Genomic DNA, 19,827 nt, shown 5'->3' with positions numbered 1-19,827 from the left:
TAGTTGTTAATAATTATTTGGTTATTCATTTATATTCAGATAGAAAAACGGCTCCTGGACCTAACTTTTGCCACCCAGGAGATTAACGTTGATTACTTTATTCCCCAGGACTTATTTGGTTCAGGCCCCAGATATATTTCCAATGTTCCTCCCTTGGCAAAGGTTTCATGAGGAAACCAGAATTTTTTATGATCCTTGCCATTAAGTTTAGCGCTCTGGATGTACATATTCTCCTTTGAATTGTTATATGTTTTAATTATAAAAGTCTTTCCCGGATAATACTTAGGATCCAGTTCAATGATCACTTCGTCAAAGATCGGGCTGGTGATATCATATACCGGCTGTGCATCCACGTTGCCTTTCAGGCTGAACAACCCGATAGCCATCAGCGTACTGACACCTCCCATTTGACCCTGGTCCTCATCATGGCCTCCATACCCCAATTCGGGGGTAGTACCACCGTATGCCTGTTCTTTCACCCTGCGCACCCAATATTGCGTCAACCAGGGTTTTCCAGCGTAATTAAAAACGTGTGCATTGGAACATCCAGGTTGATTAGCATAACTCAGGTAGCCTTCGCTATATCCAAATACAAAATCGTCATCCTTAGCCATTTCGAAAGCGTGATTTAGCTTGTCACACAAGGCTTCCTCACTGCCGATGAGCTCTGCCAGTTCGTCTATTGCATGTGATATCGACCAGGTAGCCTGCCAGGCATTTGCCTCCACCCATCCGGCACCTGAAAGCGGATCTGAATGAAGGAAATCTCCAGACCTGTCCCTGGGAAAGACTAGGTCGTGCTCCTTATTAAAAAGTTTTGTCCAGCCCATAGAACGCTTACCAAAAAATGCGGCATCTTCATCTCTGCCTGTCTTTTCCGCCCATTGTGCTAGTGCGTAATCCTGAAATGCTGCCTCTAATGTAATCCCGGCGTTGCCCGGCCAATAACCATTTTCAGTGTAGAAATTAATATCCTCCGCATCCCCCAACATACCCCCCGGTAAAAGATTTTGCTTTACCTTATTATATGCAAGATCCTCATCAATCTTGGTAAGTAAACCTTTTTGATAGGTTGCTGAAATTAAATTAGTAGCTGGAGAACTGGTCATGATATAGGAATATCCTCCACCTGAAGGTCCTCTGGGAAGTAGGTAACCATTCTCAGCAAACTGCACCATGGAAGACGACATTTCATCCATAACTTCCGGCCAAGCCAGACCCCATAAGATATTTAAATTCCACTGAGATAACCACCAGGCATCAGAATTGTACATATTGAATTTGACCTCACCATTCTCGTCCTTTGGTAGCGTTTTTATCTTGAACTCAGCATCGGTGAAATTTCCATCCCTTACTCCGGTGGTTCTATCGGGATAATCTCCTGAAATGTCGTTGATCTTATGTCTTCCCAAAAGCACGTGCCAAAGGTCAGTATACAGTTTAACTTTTTGATCATACGTACCTCCTTTTACTTTGATCTTACCGAGCCAGTCATTCCATACGGTACGGGACTCCTCCTTTACCTGCTCAAAATCCCAATGCGGAAGTTCCTGCTCCATATTGTTGCGGGCATTTTCAATACTGGTATAAGAAACAGCGATTTTCATCTTAAGTTCTTCACCTGCCTTCACATCAAAAAGGTTCGAGACTCCTGCGCTGTCTCCCACGATCTCATTAACATCCTGGAAGAGTTGCTCATCCTCCCATGCATCCATCTGCTTGAAAGGCTTATCAAATGTGGCTACGAAGAAAATCTTTACGTCCTTAGGTCCTCCCCAAAAACGATCAACTGTACTAAAGGATCCCTCTATTTCAGTAGGGCTCACCTTGTTGACCTTGGCATTGGTCATAGTGTTATTATTGACCACTCCCCCCAGGTTCGTAATGATTTGGGCTTCCATGTCTTCTGTGAAATTATATTTGTAGAAGCTAACTCTGTCGGTGGTGGTGTTTTCTACCCATATATTATGGTCCCGAAGGAATACTCTGTGAAATCCAGGGGCAACGATCTCATCCTCATGACTGAAACGAGATTTCCAGCTCTCATGGCCTCCTGTGGGATCTATGCTGCTTGGTGCCGGCATGACCTCAAGACCGCCGATCATCCAGCTATGAATCTGGTGAAAACCTAAAATATATTCCGAGTTATAATTGTATCCTCCCCCATATTGATTCTTGTTGCGAGTCATTGGAGCAGCTGAGGCCATTCCAAAGGGCCGGGAGCCAGTAATAAAGAAGATATAGCGGCCCCTGCTGGATTCAATATAGGGATCAACCCAGGCAATAGGATCATCCGTATGCTGCGGAGCCGCTAAAACTTCTATTTCAGAAAGTCCGACATCTTTTCCTTCGGCATCTGTCACTTGTACTTTAACCCACTCAATCGTTTTCGTGTCAAATTTTATTTCATGACCATTTCCGTTCCCTGGAATTCTCCTCATATTTAGTACCGACCCATCACTGAAGCTCAGTTTCAAACTGGCTACATCCTCCTTTTCTGTAGGGCGATCATATACAATGATCCTATTTACTTTCTGAGGTGTCTCCCAGTTCATTTGAATCCAGGGAAGTTCAATATATCCCCAGCTGGTTCGGACTCCCTCGCACACCCATTCTCCTAATCCATCCACTCCTATTATACCGTCTGCCACAAGATCAGCAGCGGTATTATTATTAAGAATACTTGATGCCGTTATTTTTGCATCTTTAGCAAGATTAAAATCCTGAGCGGATAGCGAAAACGTTATAGGGATAAAAGCTAAAAGAAGTAATTTTTTAATACTGAGATACATATGATTTCTAATTGTTGGTATGTCCAAACATATGAACATTTAATTATAAATCCTAATTTTTTATTAAAACAGTATGATCTAGTTTTATAAAAATTATTCAGTGATGATAAAATACCCTATTCGTTTTGAACCTATATTAAAAGAAAAAATTTGGGGAGGAAATAAATTGACAGAAATCCTGAAAAAGAAATCAGACGAAAGTAGTCTTGGAGAAAGTTGGGAAATTTCTGGTGTCAAAAATGATATTTCTGTTGCCGCTAATGGACCACTGAAAGGAAAAACCTTAAAAACTATTATAGAGCTGTACAAGGAGCAGTTTTTAGGAAAGAATAATTATGAAAGATTCGGCCCGGAATTCCCCCTTTTGATTAAGTTCATTGATGCAAACACGGCGTTATCTGTACAACTGCATCCTCATGACAGCATCGCCCGAAAACGTCACAATTCCTTTGGAAAAACTGAAATGTGGTATATCCTGCAGGCCGATGAAGGTGCAGAAATCAATGTAGGTTTCAAAAAGTCCATTTCTAAAGCAGAATATCTTGACCACCTCAATTCTGGAAAGCTTATCGATTTGTTAAACTTCGAAAAAGTGCAAAAGGGTGACTCCTTTTTCATCAACACAGGGAAGGTTCATGCAATTGGAGCCGGGGTTCTTTTGGCCGAAATTCAGCAAACTTCAGACATCACTTACCGAATTTATGATTGGGACCGATTGGATTCAGAAGGAAAAACAAGAGAACTTCATACAGATCTTGCTTTAGATGCGATTGATTTTGATGAAAAGAATGATTTCAAAAGAGAATTTTCTAAAGCAGAGAATCTTTCAAGCAATATTGTCAGCTGCGAATATTTCATTACTAATTTTCTTCCTGTCAGGGGAAAACTTTTAAAAGATTATTCAGAATTGGATTCCTTTGTTATATACATGTGCGTAAGTGGTAAGGCGAATTTTACAGTGGCAGGCAATTCAGAGGAATTAGTAATGGGCCAAACAATTTTAATTCCTGCAGAAATTAATGAAGTGCAGATAAACTCAGAAGCGGTAGAATTGCTTGAGATTTTTATACAATAAAATTTTGTGTTAATTGGAAAATTGCAATGTGCTGTAGACAACAGTGAATTTTTTATTTATTCAGTCCGTTAGGTAATTCCTTTACTACTAATGATGCTTTTATAGCAGAATTCTTTACTTCGAGAAGTTGCATATCTCGCTCAACTTTTTCATCTAAAACTTTAGCATAAATTTGAGTAGTTTTTAAAGATCTGTGCCCGAGCATTTTTCCTACGGACTCTATTGGCACACCTTTAGAAAGCGTTACAGTGGTTGCAAAGGTATGGCGAGCTAAATGAGTAGTTAAATTCTTTTTTATTCCGCAGAGGTCAGCTATCTCTTTTAAGTATGCATTTGATTTTTGATTTGTCAACACCGGCAAAACCACCTTTCCAGTTTTCACATGGGGATGTTCCGCATACTTGTCCAGAATAGCTTTCGGAATATCTAGTAGAGGAATACTACTCAATGATTTTGTTTTTTGCCTTTTGGTTTTAATCCATTTTTGGCCCCTAATGTTAATCACTATATCATCTGAAGAAAGCTTTTTTACGTCTGCAAAGGCCAAGCCGGTATAACAGCAAAAAAGAAATATATCCCTTACCAGTTCTAAACGAGGAATATCAAATTCTTTATCAGCCATGTTCTGGAGCTCGGAATCAGTTAGATATTCCCGGTCGGAGGTTTTCCAACTCCCTTTCCAGTGAAAGAATGGATCTTTATCTATCCACTGATTTGCATAGGCGATGCGAATGATCTTCTTAAAGTTAACAATGTACTTTTGAGCAGTATTATGAGCACAATCTTTCTCTGATCTTAAAAAGTGGTCAAATCCGGTTATAAATTTATGATCCACATCTTCCACGGGAATATCTCTTCTTTTTCCTCTGAAGGCCAAATAATCTTCAATGTGTTTTTTGCAAGCATTGTATCGCTGCAGTGTGCCCTTTGTGAATCCTTTTCCGATCAATTTTTCCATCTGATCGTTATGGTCCTGGAAAATCACCAGCAGCATATATTGTTTTTCCTTTTTGCCTGAATAAATATCTTTAATAATTGCAGCAGAAATTGGCCTATTCTCTCTCAAGAGACGATCATGAATATCATATAAGGCTGCTCGGATAGAATCAATAAATCTGGAAATAGATTGTGATTCCGCAGAGTTGCCTTTTGTCTTTCCACTTTTACTGTTCCAGTTTTTTAAATGAACTTTTCGGCCCGTACTGAACTCAACCCGATGACCATCATAGGTAATCCTGGCGTACAACACGGCGTAATCACTAGTTGAAGATCTCCCTTTTTTAGGAAAGAATAGGATGCTTAGTAACTTTGACATAGGTGCGTCTTTTAAAATGCTCACCTGAAAGGTACTAAAATAGGGGCTTAAAAAATGTTAAAAGAACCTTGCAAAGCCTTTGTTAACAATACTTTACAAATAATTCGGTGCGTCTTTTTTAAGAGCAAAAAGACGCACCGAATTGAGCACCAATTAATTGCATTTATTTGCCATTAAATGAAATGATTTAAAAAGAAAAAACCTCTAAATCATTGATTTAGAGGTTTTTAGGGTGCTTTTGGATTTCTCCTAGCGGTCTGGACGAGACTCGAACTCGCGACCCCCTGCGTGACAGGCAGGTATTCTAACCAACTGAACTACCAGACCAATATTTTAAGAACTTCTCAATTCGGCTTTACAACAGGTGCATTGCTGAATTGCGAGGGCAAATATACAGCACATTTTAAATTCCACAAACCTTTTTTAAAATTATTTGGAAGTATTTTTCATATACTACACAAACTTCTGACGCTCAACTAAATATGTGGATAGAATTTTATTAAAGCTCTCATTGATATCGGCCTGCACGTACTTTATTCCATACTGCGCACACTTTAGTTTTAACCGGCTAAAGTAATCATCAACTTCCTGCTTGTAACTAATCCTCACATTATCAGCGTAAAGATCGATCTTTTCTCCTGTTTCTACATCTGTAAACCGCCGCGGCTCTTCTCCAAAGTCAAAGCTTAACTCTTTCCTTTTATCCAGGACATGGAATAACACCAGCTCATGTTTGTTATATTTCAAATGTCTCAGCGCTTCAAAAAGTTTTTCTTCTTCCACCTCATCCTGGAACATGTCTGAAAAAAAGAAAATAAGGGACCGCCTCTTTATCTTTTCAGCAATCAGGTGAAGATACGTATAGGTGGCAGTTTCTTCCTTTTGCTTTGGCTGCTCAAGGATTTGCTCCAATTCGTGCAGCAGCATTTGGCGGTGGCGCTCACTTCCTTTTTCGGGAGCATAATATTCATACTTATCACTGTAAATACTCAATCCTACTGCATCCCTTTGTTTCTTGAGGATCTGCATCAAACAGGCTGAAGCTAGCACCGAGAAGCCTATCTTGTTCAAATTTTTGAGATCCTGATCCCGCCTTTTGGGGTAATGCATGGATGGGGAATTGTCCAGGATCAAATGGCAACGCAGGTTTGTCTCCTCCTCATAACGCTTTGTATAGAGCTTATCTGTCTTTGCATAGAGCTTCCAGTCTATGTGCCGGGTGCTCTCTCCCTGGTTATATACTTTATGCTCGGCAAACTCTGCCGAAAAGCCGTGAAACGGACTCTTGTGCAAACCCGAGATAAAGCCCTCCACCACCTGTCTTGCCAACAGGTCAAGATTTAGAAATCCTCCAGTTTTATGTATCTCTTGCTCTAGCTGCATTTAGTAATGTTTGTATGACAAGTTACAGAATTATGGGCATAAAAAAATCCGGAGAATTACCTCCGGATCTTTATTATCTATCTGCACAAAAAACTATAACAGTTGATCAAGTGCCTCGGCATAAGTGTTCTTGGGAGCAACTCCTACCTGTCTTCCTACTACTTCTCCATTCTGGAAGATCAAAACAGTAGGAATGTTACGTACCCCATATTTTGCGGCGTATTCTTGATTAGCATCCACATCTAGTTTGCCAACCACTGCCTTTCCTTCATATTCCTTGCTAATATCATCAATGATAGGTCCTACCATTCTACATGGTCCACACCACGCTGCCCAAAAGTCAACCATAACAGGTTTATCACTTTTCAATACTTTTTCTTCAAAAGTCGCATCAGTTATCTCTAAAGCCATATTCTTTTTTTTAGTTCATTTTTATGTAATACACGAAATTAGTCAAAATAATGGGAACTCCTTACAAGCTCCATATCACATTTGGCTATTTGCATATCACCACCACCTATAAAAAACAAGACATGCAACTCTTTAATGTAGGAAATTTCTTTCTTTTTCCAAAGCTTTACTGTCACTCATCGACCCTATTTGCGACTTCAGCGTTTTGTTAACGAAAAGCCAAAATAGCTCGGGTTATATGCTTAACTTTATTAGCGTAAGTAATTCAAAATCACTAAAGTTTCAAACAATTTTACCCCTAAAAAAATTACGATGACAGCACTAGCTCAACTCTGGAAAGATCAAACTTCAGGTTTCTCATTAGTACAAAAGGCTGTGATAGGAATTATCCTCTCTTTTATTCTTTTTACAGCAGTTTTTGCTTTATTCCTGGTTTACATGGAACTCACAAAGTAGCCTGAAGCACAAGATGACATATTCGGTTCTTTAGCCGGATATTTAAAGACCCCTCAAAAATAGCATTTTTGAGGGGTCTTTATTTTTTTAATTCAGCTTGTAAAGTACCTGCTGTTCCTCAAGGGCATTGAGCAACTCCTGTGATATCCTCACTTTTTGCTTCCTGCTGGGCATATGAAGCTTTATTCTGTCCTTCATTTCATACACCACGAAATTTAATTTATTGTCGCCCTTATGGCTGCTGAAAATGTCCTGAAGCACATTTATCTTTTCCTCCTGAAGTTCATCAATATTTAGCTGGATGGTAAGTTTCTTAGCATAGGCTTCCATTACATCATGTAATAGCTGAATGTTGTTGAACTGCAACCGCGGATCTCCTTTTTTACCTGTCTCCCTGTTTGGATAACCTTCTCTGACAAAAACCTTGGCATGAATAAAAGAATTTGGAACTAAGAAGTGCCTGTATTTAAGATACTCTTCCTTAAACATTCTAAATTCATAAGAATCTGAGTAATCCTCCACAATAAAGCTTGCCCAGCCTTGTCCCTGTTTGTTCACCCTGTGCTGTACGTCACTAATCACACCTCCAAACGTGAGCTCTTTATTCACGACTTCCTCCAGGTTCTGGAAATCGGCGAGGATCGCATTACAGAAACACTTCAATTCAGTTTTAAAATCATCAAGGGGGTGGCCGGATATATAGATCCCTACAACCTCACGTTCCCGCTTCAATTTCTCCATCGTCCCCCACTCCTCGCAGGGTGGCACAACCGGCTCTGGTATCTGCACTTCACTGGCATCCCCAAAAAGACTCACCTGCGCCGAATTCTCATTCTCCTGGAATTTGGCTGCGTATTTCACCACCTTCTCCAAAAAGGTAATTCCATCACCTTCATCATGGAAATACTGGGCACGGTGTGTTTCCCCAAAACTGTCGAAACCACCTGCTAAAGCGAGGTTTTCAAACGCTTTTTTATTGGCAGCCCTAAGGTCTATCCTTTTAGCCATGTCAAAAATGGACCTGTAAGGACCTTTCTCTTTTCTGTTCTCGACAATAGTCGCCACAGCTCCTGCTCCAACTCCTTTTATCGCACCCATTCCAAAGCGAACAGCATTCTCCTTGTTAACAGAGAATTTATAATAAGATTCGTTGACATCCGGACCAAGTACATTGAGCTTCATGCGCTTACATTCTTCCATAAAGAAGGTAACCTGCTTGATGTCATTCATATTGTTGGAAAGTACCGCGGCCATGTATTCGGCAGGATAATGCGCTTTTAAATAGGCCGTTTGATAAGCTATCCAGGCATAACAGGTGGAGTGCGATTTGTTGAAAGCATAAGAAGCGAAAGCTTCCCAGTCTTTCCAGATCTTTTCCAGAACGTCTCTTGGGTGCCCGTTTGCTTCCCCACCATCCAGGAATTTAGGTTTTAATTCTTCAAGTAGCGAGAAGATCTTTTTACCCATAGCCTTCCGCAATACATCGGCTTCACCTTTTGTAAAGCTGGCAAGTTTCTGGGAAAGGAGCATCACCTGCTCCTGGTATACTGTAATTCCGTAGGTCTCTTTAAGATACTCCTCCATTGCCGGCAGGTCATACACGATCTCCTCATCCCCGTGTTTACGTGCAATAAAGCTCGGGATGTATTCCATTGGTCCCGGCCTGTAAAGAGCATTCATGGCAATAAGGTCATCAAACACAGTAGGCTTCAGATCCTTCATATGCTTTTGCATCCCCGGCGATTCATACTGGAAGATCCCTACTGTCTCTCCTCTCTGGAAAAGCTCATATGTCTTTTCATCGTCGAGCGGAAAATTATCTGGATCGAGGTCGATATCATGTCGCCCCTTAACGATCTTAACGGTATCTTTTATTAAGGTAAGAGTCTTAAGACCCAAAAAATCCATTTTCAGAAGTCCGGCACTTTCTACAACGGAGTTGTCGAACTGGGTCACATAAAGATCGGAGTCCTTGGCTACCGCCACCGGAACAAAATTGGTGATATCGCTTGGAGTAATGATCACCCCACAGGCATGTATACCTGTATTTCTTACCGAACCCTCAAGGATGCGTGCCTGGTTCACAGTTTGTGCCTCCAGGTCATCTCCTTCAGAAATATTCAGCAGTTCATTGATCTTATCTACTTCCTCACTTCTAAAGCTGCTCCTAATGGTTTTATCATCCATTCCGAAGATCTTTGCCAGCTTGGTGTTTGGAATCAGCTTTGCGATCCTGTCGGCTTCATTCAAAGGGAGATCCAGTACCCTGGCAGTATCTCTAATAGAAGACTTTGCTGCCATGGTGCCATAGGTGATGATCTGTGCCACCTGGTTAGCTCCATATTTATTGATCACGTAGTCCATTACCCGGCTACGACCTTCATCATCAAAGTCGATATCAATATCGGGCATGCTCACCCTGTCCGGATTCAGGAATCTCTCAAAAAGCAGATCGTACTTGATTGGGTCTATATTCGTGATCCCAAGGCAATAGGCAACCGCACTTCCCGCCGCCGATCCTCTTCCGGGGCCGACTGAAACGTCCATATTTCGCGCTTCCCTTATGAAATCCTCCACAATGAGGAAATATCCGGGATATCCAGTATTCTCAATAACCGAAAGTTCGAAATCAAGACGCTCCTTAATAGCAGAAGTGATCTCGCCATAGCGTTTTTCGGCACCTACGTAGGTAATGTGTTTCAGGTATGCATTTTCTCCTCTTTTCCCTCCATCTTCGGCATCTTCTGGAACTATGAATTCCTCAGGAATGGTAAATGCTGGCAGCAGTACATCACGTGCTAATTCATAAGGCTCGACTTTATCTACTACTTCCTGAACATTCGAAATAGCTTCGGGCAGATCTTTGAACAGCGCCTTCATTTCATCTCCGCTCTTGAAGTAATATTCATTATTCGGCAGGCCATACCTGTAGCCACGACCCCGCCCAATAGGTGTCGCCTGCTTCTCCCCGTCCTTTACACATAATAGAATATCATGCGCATTCGCATCTTCCTGCTCACAGTAATAGGTATTGTTGGTAGCAACCAGCTTCACCTCATGTTTTTTTGCCAGTTCGACCAGCACAGGATTTACCCTGTTCTCGTCCTCCTGATTATGGCGCATAATCTCCACGTAGAGATCATCCCCAAATTGCTCTTTCCACCACAAAAGTGCTTCTTCGGCTTGATTTTCCCCTACGTTCAATATTTTCCCCGGCACTTCCCCATACAGGTTTCCGGTAAGCACAATAATATCTTCTTTGTACTGCTGTATCACCTCCCGGTCTATCCTCGGGACATAATAAAATCCTTCGGTATACGCGATGGAAGACATTTTAGCGAGGTTATGGTAGCCTTTTTTATTTTTTGCCAGCAATACTACCTGGTAACCATTGTCTTTCCTGCTTTTATCCTTGCGGTTTTCACACACAAAGAACTCACATCCCACAATTGCTTTAAGCTCACGTGCAGTGGCAGGTTCATCATTTTCAACTGAAGCCGCATTTTTCGCCTTTACTCCCTTATTATAGGTACCCACCTCTTTCACGAAATGGAAAGCGCCCATCATGTTTGCATGATCTGTAAGGGCAACTGCAGGCATATTCTGGCTTGCAGCAGCATTCACAAGGTCCTTAATACTTATTGTTGATTGTAAAATGGAAAATTGGCTGTGGTTGTGAAGGTGAGAAAATGCAACTTCATCCAGTTTTTCCAGATTTTCCTTTATTTCTGCGGAAGAGATCCCTTTATCTTCTTTCTTCTGAAGCCTTTTCCTTATTTCTTCGGAAGCCTTTTTCAGGTTGATATGCTTCAAGCCAATAAGCCGAATTGGCTGCGGATTGGCTTCAGAAAAGTTCTCGAAATAATCAGGCTTCACATCCAGTTCTTCCGGGGTGAATACCCTCTTCCTTATAAGTTCCAGGAAACAGCGCGTAGTGGCCTCTACATCGGCAGTTGCATTGTGAGCTTCAGCAAAAGGTTCGTGAAAAAGGAATTCATGCAATTCAGTAAGAGTAGGCAGCTTGAACTTCCCTCCCCTTCCGCCGGGAATACAACATAGCTGGGCAGTAACTTCGGTACAGGTATCCAACACAGGGAGCTCCTGCAATTTATTTTCCATTTGGAGCCGGTGAAATTCTGCTCCCATGATATTCACATCGAAACCAACATTTTGGCCCACCACGAATTTCGAGCGGGAAAGGGCGATGTTGAATTTCTCCAGCACCTCCTTAAGAGTCACTCCGTCTTCCTGCGCAAGTTCTGTAGAGATCCCGTGCACCTTCTCGGCATCATAAGGAATATTGAAACCTTCGGGCTGCACCAAATAATCCTGATGCTCAACTACCCGGCCCATTTCATCGTGCAACTGCCATGCTATCTGTATACATCGTGGCCAGTTGTCACTATCTGTAAGAGGGGCGTCCCAACGCTTGGGAAGACCGGTAGTTTCTGTATCAAAAATAAGGTACATAAAATGCGATTTTTAGAGGCTTTTTAGCTGATAACTAGCATCAACCAAAAATTTTGAAGCAAAATTGAAAGGGTAAAAATAAGTATAATTTGACGTACCCGCAGGGAAAGTTTTCAGGAATTATTAACGAAAAACAAGGATCAAAAAAGTCATTTTTGGGTATAAAAAAACCCGGGATTTTTCCCGGGCTTAGATCTCCATTTTAGTATCTCCTAATCAAAAGCATCTTCCAGGTCTTTTACCTGTTTGAAGGTGCGCTCAATAGCATTTCGCTGCTTAATAAGCAGGTTTGCAGTAGAAGGAGCAAATCCATTTTCATCGATGATCTTGTTGTAATCTTCCACAGCAGTCTTTTCTCCTCTCACAGCTTCTTCAAGAATAGCCTCTTCGTTTTCTGTTGAGAAAGCACTCTTTAAATCCATCCACGCCCTGTGGGCATCCCCGGCCACACTGGTTCCCTTATCGGGGGATTCCCCGAGATTCTTGATTTCGGTCTTTAATTCATGTCCAAACTCATAGCGTTCTTTGGCTTTGGCTTCAAAGAATTCCTTTAACCTCGGATTCTTCACATCCTCGGCCGCTTTTTGAAATCCTTTTTCTGAGTCATAGTTCTTTTCCAGAAGCTCATTCAGCTTTGCAGCCAGATCTTTTGTTGTGTTCATCTCTTTTTCTTTTATGATTAGCAATTTTTTTCAGATTAAAGATAAGGCACAAGAAAGGAGCTAACCCAATGTTTAACAGGGTTTAGCACTCCTTAACTTTGTGTAAAAACAGATAATATTAAAAGACCCGGGAGCGGTGAAGATTTTTCACTAACTCTCTAATACACAATCAAAAATAATAGTATCTTTGCCCCCTCATTAATAACCGGGGTCGGGAACCCCACAAATTAATTTTTATGCCTGTAAAGATTAGATTACAAAGACACGGTAAAAAAGGAAAGCCTTTTTTCTGGATCGTTGCTGCGGATTCACGCGCAAAAAGAGATGGTAAATTTCTTGAGAAATTAGGAATTTACAATCCAACCACTAACCCTGCAACTATTGAGATTGATGTTGATAGTTCTGTAAAATGGTTACAGAATGGTGCACAGCCAACAGATACTGCAAGGGCTATCCTTTCTTACAAAGGAATTCTTCTTAAAAATCACCTTGTAGGTGGTGTAAGAAAAGGCGCTTTGACCGAAGAGCAAGCAGAGGAGAAATTCAACGCATGGGTATCGGAAAAAGAAGGTAAAGTAGAAGCTAAAAAAGAGAACTTGAGCAAAGAGCAGGAAGCTGCTAAAGCTAAGGCTCTTGAAGCTGAAAAAGAAGTCAACGCAAAACGCGAAGCTGAAGCTGCTGCCGCTGCACAACCTGAAGTTGAGGAAACTACCGAAGACCAGGAAGCTGCTGCTGCAAACGAAGTGGATGACGCAACTGCGGCTGAAGCAAACGCTGAAGAAAAACAAGACCAAAGCGGATCTTAAATTTTCATTCTAACGAGCAATGACAAAGGAAGAGTGTTTCTATCTTGGCAGGATCGTTAGTAAATTCAGTTTTAAGGGAGAGGTATTGATCAAACTCGATACCGATGAACCCGAAAGTTATTTAGAAATGGAATCAGTTTTTGTCGAGTACGACAATAATCTGGTTCCATTTTTTATTGAAAGAAGTTCACTTCAAAAAAGCAATCTGCTACGCGTAAAATTTGAAGAGGTAGATTCTGAAGAAGACGCCGAAGACCTTATGAAATGCGATCTTTACCTGCCGCTCAATCTACTGCCCGAGCTAAGTGAAGACCAATTCTACTTCCATGAGATCATAGGATTTACCGTTGAAGATGCAAATTACGGCACAGTTGGCACCCTCACCGGGATCAACGACACTACCTCACAAGCCCTTTTCGAGATTGAAAAAGAAGGCAAACAGGTGCTTATCCCCATGAACGACCAGTTCCTCGAAAAAGTGGATAAAAAGAACAAGACCATTTTTGTGAAGACGCCGGAGGGACTTATCGACCTTTATCTATAGATCGAAAGCAAATTTCTGATTAGAGTCTGGATTCTAGACTCTAGATCCTAGAATCGTTTTAATATGAACCAGCCCTTTAGATTCAAGCAGTTCAATATCCAACAAGACCGCACCGCCATGAAAGTCGGAACCGACGGAGTCCTCCTCGGTGCATGGGTTTCCCTGGAGCACCAACCATTTTCTATTTTGGACGTTGGCACCGGGACGGGACTTATTGCTTTGATGCTCGCTCAGAGAAGCAATGCAGAACTCATTGATGCCCTGGAAATCGACGAAGATGCTTATGAGCAGGCTGTGGAGAATTTTGAGAACAGCGACTGGGGCGACAGGCTGTTCTGCTATCATGCGGCCTTTGACGAGTTTGTAGAAGAGATGCAGGATGAAGGTATGGAGGAAGAGGAAAAGTATGACCTCATTATTTCGAATCCTCCCTTCTACTCAGCCGATTATTCTTCAGGAGACGCAAAGAGGGATCAGGCAAGATTCGCAGAGGCACTCCCCTTTGAGGAATTATTAGAAGGTGTTTCCCTACTCCTCTCAAAAAAGGGAAAATTCGCAGTTGTTATTCCGGCTTCTGAAGAGAAACATTTCCTAAAGATCGGAAAACATTTCGGTCTTCATCCACAACACATCACCCGGGTAAAGGGCACTCCACATTCTCCCGTAAAAAGATGTCTGCTGGAAATGTCATTTTTGGAACCTCAGTTCAGCAAAGATGAGCTGGTCATTGAGACCGCCCGCCATCAATATACTCAAGAATATATTGACCTGGTGAAGGATTTCTATTTGAAGATGTAAGAGGAGCACGCTTTTTTTCTTATAATCCCTGCACTTATTAGTATCTTAAAAGGAAAAAATGGACTTACCTGCTGAAAAATATCAACTAATTAAATGGATAATGTCCCTTAAGGATGAATCCATAGTGAAGCGAGTCAAAAAAATAAAAAGTGAGACGCTGAATTCTGAAGAGTCATATCAATTATCAGACACCGAAAGACTATTTATTAAAGCGGGTTTAAAAGATATTGAAGAGGGGAACACCCATTCTCATAAAGATGTGATGAGAGAGGTTAAACAAAAATATGGAATTTAAGTTCGAAATAGTCTGGACCAGAATGGCCAGAATTACCTATTTCGAAATTCTGGCCAACCTTGAGAAGCACTGGACAAAAAAAGAAATTGCCACTTTTCACAATCTTACCAATGAAAATCTTCTGGAAAGGTTTCACACCCATTCATTGACACCAATTCCAAAATTCAGAGGGTGATAATACATCCAAATACTACTCTTTTTTATAGAATAAATGAATCTAAAAATAAAGTCCAGCTGATCACTTTTTTCAACAACAGAATGGACCCCGAACTACTCAAGAAATTACTCGATCAGAAGATGTGATTTTTCTCCGAAACTCTTCATGAAATCCTTTGTAGATCCTGAACAGAATTAATTAAATATTTAGACTGATGACTGTCTTATGCCTTAAGTATAAGTTATTCCTCCTGGTTCTTGTTTCTTGGAGCTAAGCAATCTTTTAATCTTCTTTTCACACTTGCCCCTAACTTCTGTTTGCTTAAATTTACTCTTCCAGACAAACAAATAACACCAACAATGAAAGCAGACCAGTTTACGGCTCCAGATTATTACAATCTCGACGAATTACTTTCCGACGAACATAAAATGGTACGTGACGCTTCCCGGGAATGGGTGAAGCGAGAAGTATCTCCTATTATAGAAGAAGCAGCGCAAAAAGCTGAGTTTCCGAAGCAATTAATAAACGGTCTCGCCGAGATCGGCGCTTTTGGCCCGTACATTCCTGAAGAATATGGCGGCGCCGGATTGGATCAAATCTCCTACGGACTCATCATGCAGGAAATTGAGCGTGGTGATAGTGGTGTTCGTTCTACAGCTTCGGTACAGTCGTCCTTAGTAATGTACCCTATCTTTAAATATGGAACTGAAGAGCAGAAGAAAAAATACCTTCCGAAGCTTGCCTCAGGTGAAATGATTGGTTGTTTCGGATTGACAGAGCCGGATCACGGTTCCAATCCCGGGGGAATGACCACCAATTTCAAAGACAAAGGAGATCATTACCTCCTGAACGGAGCAAAAATGTGGATCTCTAATGCCCCTTTTGCCGACATTGCCATTGTTTGGGCAAAGAATGAAGATGGACGAATTCACGGCCTCATCGTCGAGCGTGGAATGGAAGGCTTTACCACTCCTGAAACTCACAACAAATGGTCTCTGCGCGCTAGTGCAACAGGCGAACTGGTCTTTAACGATGTAAAAGTACCTAAGGAAAACCTGATGCCCGAAAAGAGCGGATTAGGAGCTCCTCTTGGTTGCCTTGATTCAGCCCGATACGGGATTGCATGGGGGGCAATTGGTGCAGCGATGGATTGCTATGACACTGCACTGCGGTATGCAAAGGAACGGGAGCAATTTGGGAAACCAATTGCAAGTTTTCAATTGCAACAAAAGAAATTAGCCGAAATGATCACCGAAATAACCAAGGCTCAACTATTGGCCTGGAGATTAGGAGTGATGAGGAATGAAGGTACTGCGACCTCTGCACAGATCTCAATGGCAAAAAGGAACAACGTAGCCATGGCAATAAACATAGCCCGGGAAGCGAGACAAATATTGGGAGGCATGGGAATAACCGGCGAATACAGCATTATGCGTCATTCCATGAATCTGGAAAGCGTGATCACCTACGAAGGGACTCACGATATTCACCTGTTGATCACAGGATTGGATATTACCGGGATCCCGGCTTTTCAGTAGTGAAATTAAATATCTAAATCAAAACAAGGGCAGCGTTTACAGCGTTTGCCCTTTTTATATTTTTCACAGCAAACAGTCTTAAGCTCTGCAGGTTTCTTAGAAATGACCCCATCCAGCTTTAGATAGTCTTTCGACTTATTCGAATAAAAGACGATTACATTGAGGATCATGCTGCTTGATTTTTTACTTGACCTTCAAAAAAGGCAAAAACCGAACCCTTTTTTAAAGCTAGTCGGCGTTGTAGGGAGCGATCTTTACTTCCAGTCCTTCCAGTTCTTTCTCCATAGGAATCTGGCAGCTTAACCGGCTGTTATCCTGCACAAAAAAGGCCTGGTCCAGCATATCTTCCTCCTCATAACCCTTTTCGGGCATAAGGTGTTCCTTATTGAGGATATAACATTGGCAGGAGGCACACATGGCCATACCGCCGCAGATACCAATAGTTCCTTCAGGAGCCAGTTCGTGAGAACGGATCACCTCCATGAGGTTCATATTCATATCTGTAGGCGCATCTACAAGGTGTGCTTCTCCTTCCCGGTCAATTATGGTGATCTTGATATCTGACATATCGAAACAGAAAGACCTCACAGATTTCAACCTGTGAGGCGTGGTTTTCAATTAATACTTTTTACTACTTCTCTTTTCGCTTCCTTCTTACTGCCGTCAAATCCATTCACACCGCTTACGGTAGTATATTTCATGACGTATCTTTTATCGGGAAAGATGCGTTGGTAAGCACTTTGACACATGATGGCCGCTTCGTGGAAACCACAAAGTATCAACTTGAGTTTACCGGGATAGGTATTTACGTCTCCAATAGCATAAATTCCCGGTACATTGGTTTGGTAATCATAGCTGTTATCCACCTTGATCGCATTCTTCTCTATCTCCAGTCCCCAGTTTGCTATGGGTCCAAGTTTAGGAGAAAGTCCGAAGAGCGGAATGAAGAAATCTGTCTCCTTGATCTCTTCTTCTGAAGCCTCTCCTTTATGACGTATCACTACTGATTCTAGTGCTCCTTCACCTTTAAGGCCTACTACTTCAGCTTCTGTGATGAGATTTATTTTTCCGATTTTTGAAAGTTCGGAGACCTTCTCTACAGAATCCAGGGCGCCCCGAAATTCATTTCTCCTGTGGACCAATGAAACTTCCGAAGCAACTTCAGAAAGATAAATAGCCCAGTCAAGAGCAGAATCTCCGCCCCCGGCGATCACAACGCGCTTGTCGCGGTAATCTTCAGGCTCCTTGATCATATAAGCCACTCCTTTATTCTCGTACCTGGAGATATTGGGAATAGGCGGTTTACGCGGTTCAAAACTACCAAGTCCGCCGGCGATAACTACCACCGGTGCGTGATGTTGCGTTCCTTCGCTTGTAGTCACTATAAAAGAACCGTCATCCAGCTTATCTATGGTCTCGGCTCTTTCCCCCAGGGTAAACCCCGGTTCGAACGGCCGAATTTGCTCCATGAGATTGTCGACCAGGTCGCCTGCAAGAATTTCGGGAAAGGCAGGGATATCATAGATGGGTTTCTTAGGATATATTTCTGAACACTGGCCTCCCGGCTGTGGCAGCGCATCTATAAGGTGACATTTTAATTTTAATAATCCTGCTTCAAATACGGCAAAAAGGCCCGTGGGCCCAGCGCCGATAATCAACATATCTGTTTTAATCATTACGTATCATTTTGTAAAGTGCCAAAAATGCTACTTTTCGATGTTGAGCACTTTTTCAATTTGAGGCACATATCTTTTAATGGTCATTTCAACACCCGATTTTAAGGTCATGGTGTTAACGCTACAACCTACGCAGGCTCCCTGCAACTGAACCTTTACCAGCCTATCGTCATCTTCAATGCTAATAAGAGAGATATCTCCCCCATCATTTCTTAAGAAAGGCCTTATTTCTTCAAGAGCTCTCTCTACGTTCAATCTAACTTCTTCGCTTGTCATGACTATTTATTAACTGCACTACAGCCAGCCATAGTGGTGATTTTAATTGCCTCGGTTGGAGGTAAACTGCTGTTGCGGTTTACGGTCTCCTGAACTACATTCTGCGTAAGGACTTCAAAAGCCTTAGAAAGCGGAGTGTTTTCCTGCAATGCTGCCGGATGCCCAATATCTCCCGCTTCCCTGATACTCTGTACCAGCGGAATTTGTCCTAAAAATGGCACCTGTAGATCTTCGGCCAGCATTTTGGCGCCTTCCCTTCCAAAAATGTAATATTTATTATCGGGTAATTCTTCCGGAGTAAAATATGCCATGTTCTCTATGATCCCCAGTACAGGCACATTGATACTCTCCTGCTGGAACATTGCCACTCCTTTGCGGGCATCGGCAAGAGCTACATTTTGAGGTGTACTAACAACCACAGCTCCTGTCAATGGCAGGGACTGCATTATTGAAAGGTGAATATCCCCGGTTCCGGGAGGAAGATCTACCAAAAGGAAATCAAGTTCTCCCCAGGCAGCATCAAAGATCATTTGATTTAAGGCCTTTGCAGCCATTGGTCCTCTCCAGATCACGGCCTGGTTTGGCTGTGTAAAGAAACCAATGGATAGCAGTTTCACGCCGTGATTTTCAATAGGTTTCATTTTGGATTTTCCGTCTACATTGACAGAAAGAGGCTTTTCTGCCTGTACATCAAACATCATTGGCATGGAAGGGCCATAGATATCTGAATCCAAAAGACCTACTTTAAATCCCATTTTTGCGAGGCTAACAGCAAGATTGGCCGTCACAGTAGACTTCCCTACCCCACCTTTTCCAGAGGCTACGGCTACGATATTCTTAATGCCCGGAATTGCTTTTCCTTTGATCTCGGTTTTCTCGGGTGCCTGGACCTTAATGTTCACCTTCACTTTTATTTTTTGATGAACGTGCTCATGTATCGCCTTCATCACGTCGACCTCTGCGCGTTTTTTAATATGTAGCGCAGGAGTGGTGAGCAAAAGATCGACCACCACCTCGTCTCCAAAGGTCATGATGTTCTGAACTGCACCGCTCTCTACCATGTTCTTACCCTCTCCTGAAACCGAAATGGTCTCAAGAGCATTTAATATATCTTTTCTGTTGAATTTCATGCGGTTATCATCGATAATTTTGAACCTTATGTAGATTCATTCT

At 42.0% G+C, this 19,827-nt stretch carries 18 protein-coding genes and 1 tRNA gene; 8 read left to right on the top strand and 11 right to left on the bottom strand.

Going from position 1 to position 19,827, the window contains the following annotated elements; all coding sequences use genetic code 11:
• Positions 1–92: 92 nt before the first annotated feature.
• Positions 93–2,792 carry a GH92 family glycosyl hydrolase gene (locus tag ACXYMT_RS04000; protein ID WP_459057799.1) on the bottom strand — a complete coding sequence of 900 codons (2,700 nt, stop codon included), beginning with the start codon at positions 2,790–2,792 and terminating at the stop codon, positions 93–95.
• 103 nt (positions 2,793–2,895) lie between these two features.
• Here ACXYMT_RS04000 and ACXYMT_RS03995 point away from each other — a divergent pair, with 103 nt between their 5' ends.
• Positions 2,896–3,867, top strand: coding sequence for a type I phosphomannose isomerase catalytic subunit (locus ACXYMT_RS03995; protein ID WP_459059141.1), 972 nt, complete (start codon positions 2,896–2,898; stop codon positions 3,865–3,867).
• A gap of 52 nt (positions 3,868–3,919) precedes the next feature.
• On the opposite strand, the gene ACXYMT_RS03990 is transcribed toward ACXYMT_RS03995, so the two are convergent.
• From ACXYMT_RS03990 to trxA, 4 genes are all read right to left on the bottom strand, one after another.
• Positions 3,920–5,182, bottom strand: a complete 1,263-nt coding sequence (locus tag ACXYMT_RS03990) for a site-specific integrase (RefSeq protein WP_459057798.1) — start codon at positions 5,180–5,182, stop codon at positions 3,920–3,922.
• A 253-nt stretch (positions 5,183–5,435) separates the two neighbouring features.
• Positions 5,436–5,509 (bottom strand) — tRNA-Asp (locus ACXYMT_RS03985).
• 126 nt (positions 5,510–5,635) lie between these two features.
• The gene (locus ACXYMT_RS03980; RefSeq protein ID WP_459057797.1) at positions 5,636–6,565 is read right to left on the bottom strand and encodes a DUF58 domain-containing protein; all 930 of its coding nucleotides are present in this window, start codon (positions 6,563–6,565) and stop codon (positions 5,636–5,638) included.
• 93 nt (positions 6,566–6,658) lie between these two features.
• Complete coding sequence (gene trxA / locus ACXYMT_RS03975) at positions 6,659–6,976, bottom strand: thioredoxin (RefSeq protein ID WP_324719885.1); 318 nt, start codon at positions 6,974–6,976, stop codon at positions 6,659–6,661.
• A gap of 312 nt (positions 6,977–7,288) precedes the next feature.
• On the opposite strand from trxA, the gene ACXYMT_RS03970 reads away from it, so the two are divergent.
• Complete coding sequence (locus ACXYMT_RS03970) at positions 7,289–7,432, top strand: hypothetical protein (protein WP_459057796.1); 144 nt, start codon at positions 7,289–7,291, stop codon at positions 7,430–7,432.
• An 87-nt stretch (positions 7,433–7,519) separates the two neighbouring features.
• Here the strand turns inward: ACXYMT_RS03970 and dnaE are convergent, their stop codons facing one another.
• Together dnaE and ACXYMT_RS03960 are read right to left on the bottom strand one after the other, a co-directional pair.
• Positions 7,520–11,902 carry a DNA polymerase III subunit alpha gene (dnaE, locus tag ACXYMT_RS03965; RefSeq protein ID WP_459057795.1) on the bottom strand — a complete coding sequence of 1,461 codons (4,383 nt, stop codon included), beginning with the start codon at positions 11,900–11,902 and terminating at the stop codon, positions 7,520–7,522.
• A gap of 212 nt (positions 11,903–12,114) precedes the next feature.
• Positions 12,115–12,564: a ferritin-like domain-containing protein gene (locus ACXYMT_RS03960; protein ID WP_459057794.1), complete on the bottom strand. Its 450-nt coding sequence runs from the start codon at positions 12,562–12,564 to the stop codon at positions 12,115–12,117.
• A gap of 236 nt (positions 12,565–12,800) precedes the next feature.
• Here ACXYMT_RS03960 and ACXYMT_RS03955 point away from each other — a divergent pair, with 236 nt between their 5' ends.
• From ACXYMT_RS03955 to ACXYMT_RS03930, 6 genes are all read left to right on the top strand, one after another.
• Positions 12,801–13,370: a 30S ribosomal protein S16 gene (locus ACXYMT_RS03955; RefSeq protein WP_459057793.1), complete on the top strand. Its 570-nt coding sequence runs from the start codon at positions 12,801–12,803 to the stop codon at positions 13,368–13,370.
• Between the two features lie 19 nt (positions 13,371–13,389).
• Positions 13,390–13,914, top strand: a complete 525-nt coding sequence (rimM, locus tag ACXYMT_RS03950; RefSeq protein WP_459057792.1) for a ribosome maturation factor RimM — start codon at positions 13,390–13,392, stop codon at positions 13,912–13,914.
• A gap of 63 nt (positions 13,915–13,977) precedes the next feature.
• Positions 13,978–14,712: a tRNA1(Val) (adenine(37)-N6)-methyltransferase gene (locus ACXYMT_RS03945; RefSeq protein WP_459057791.1), complete on the top strand. Its 735-nt coding sequence runs from the start codon at positions 13,978–13,980 to the stop codon at positions 14,710–14,712.
• A 58-nt stretch (positions 14,713–14,770) separates the two neighbouring features.
• The gene (locus ACXYMT_RS03940; RefSeq protein ID WP_459057790.1) at positions 14,771–15,007 is read left to right on the top strand and encodes a hypothetical protein; all 237 of its coding nucleotides are present in this window, start codon (positions 14,771–14,773) and stop codon (positions 15,005–15,007) included.
• Positions 14,997–15,182 (top strand): hypothetical protein, encoded by a 186-nt coding sequence (locus ACXYMT_RS03935; RefSeq protein WP_459057789.1) that lies wholly within the window; start codon positions 14,997–14,999, stop codon positions 15,180–15,182. Before ACXYMT_RS03940 ends, ACXYMT_RS03935 begins: the two co-directional genes overlap by 11 nt.
• Positions 15,183–15,523: 341 nt before the next feature.
• Positions 15,524–16,702 (top strand): acyl-CoA dehydrogenase family protein, encoded by a 1,179-nt coding sequence (locus ACXYMT_RS03930; protein WP_459057788.1) that lies wholly within the window; start codon positions 15,524–15,526, stop codon positions 16,700–16,702.
• A gap of 228 nt (positions 16,703–16,930) precedes the next feature.
• Here ACXYMT_RS03930 and ACXYMT_RS03925 read toward each other — a convergent pair whose 3' ends face one another.
• From ACXYMT_RS03925 to ACXYMT_RS03910, 4 genes are read right to left on the bottom strand one after another with little or no spacing between them, the layout of a single operon-like run.
• A complete protein-coding gene (locus tag ACXYMT_RS03925; protein ID WP_459059140.1) occupies positions 16,931–17,269 on the bottom strand; it encodes a 2Fe-2S iron-sulfur cluster-binding protein in 339 nt (112 codons plus the stop codon).
• A gap of 47 nt (positions 17,270–17,316) precedes the next feature.
• Entirely contained in the window at positions 17,317–18,378 is a 1,062-nt protein-coding gene (locus ACXYMT_RS03920) for an NAD(P)/FAD-dependent oxidoreductase (RefSeq protein WP_459057787.1), read from the bottom strand.
• Positions 18,379–18,408: 30 nt separating this feature from the next.
• A complete protein-coding gene (locus tag ACXYMT_RS03915; protein ID WP_228916004.1) occupies positions 18,409–18,654 on the bottom strand; it encodes a NifU family protein in 246 nt (81 codons plus the stop codon).
• A gap of 2 nt (positions 18,655–18,656) precedes the next feature.
• Entirely contained in the window at positions 18,657–19,784 is a 1,128-nt protein-coding gene (locus ACXYMT_RS03910) for an Mrp/NBP35 family ATP-binding protein (protein WP_459057786.1), read from the bottom strand.
• Positions 19,785–19,827: the final 43 nt, after the last annotated feature.

Source organism: Salinimicrobium sp. CAU 1759 (assembly GCF_054482715.1).
The sequence above is the reverse complement of the archived record's forward strand: the minus strand, read 5'-3'. Positions and strand labels throughout refer to the sequence as shown.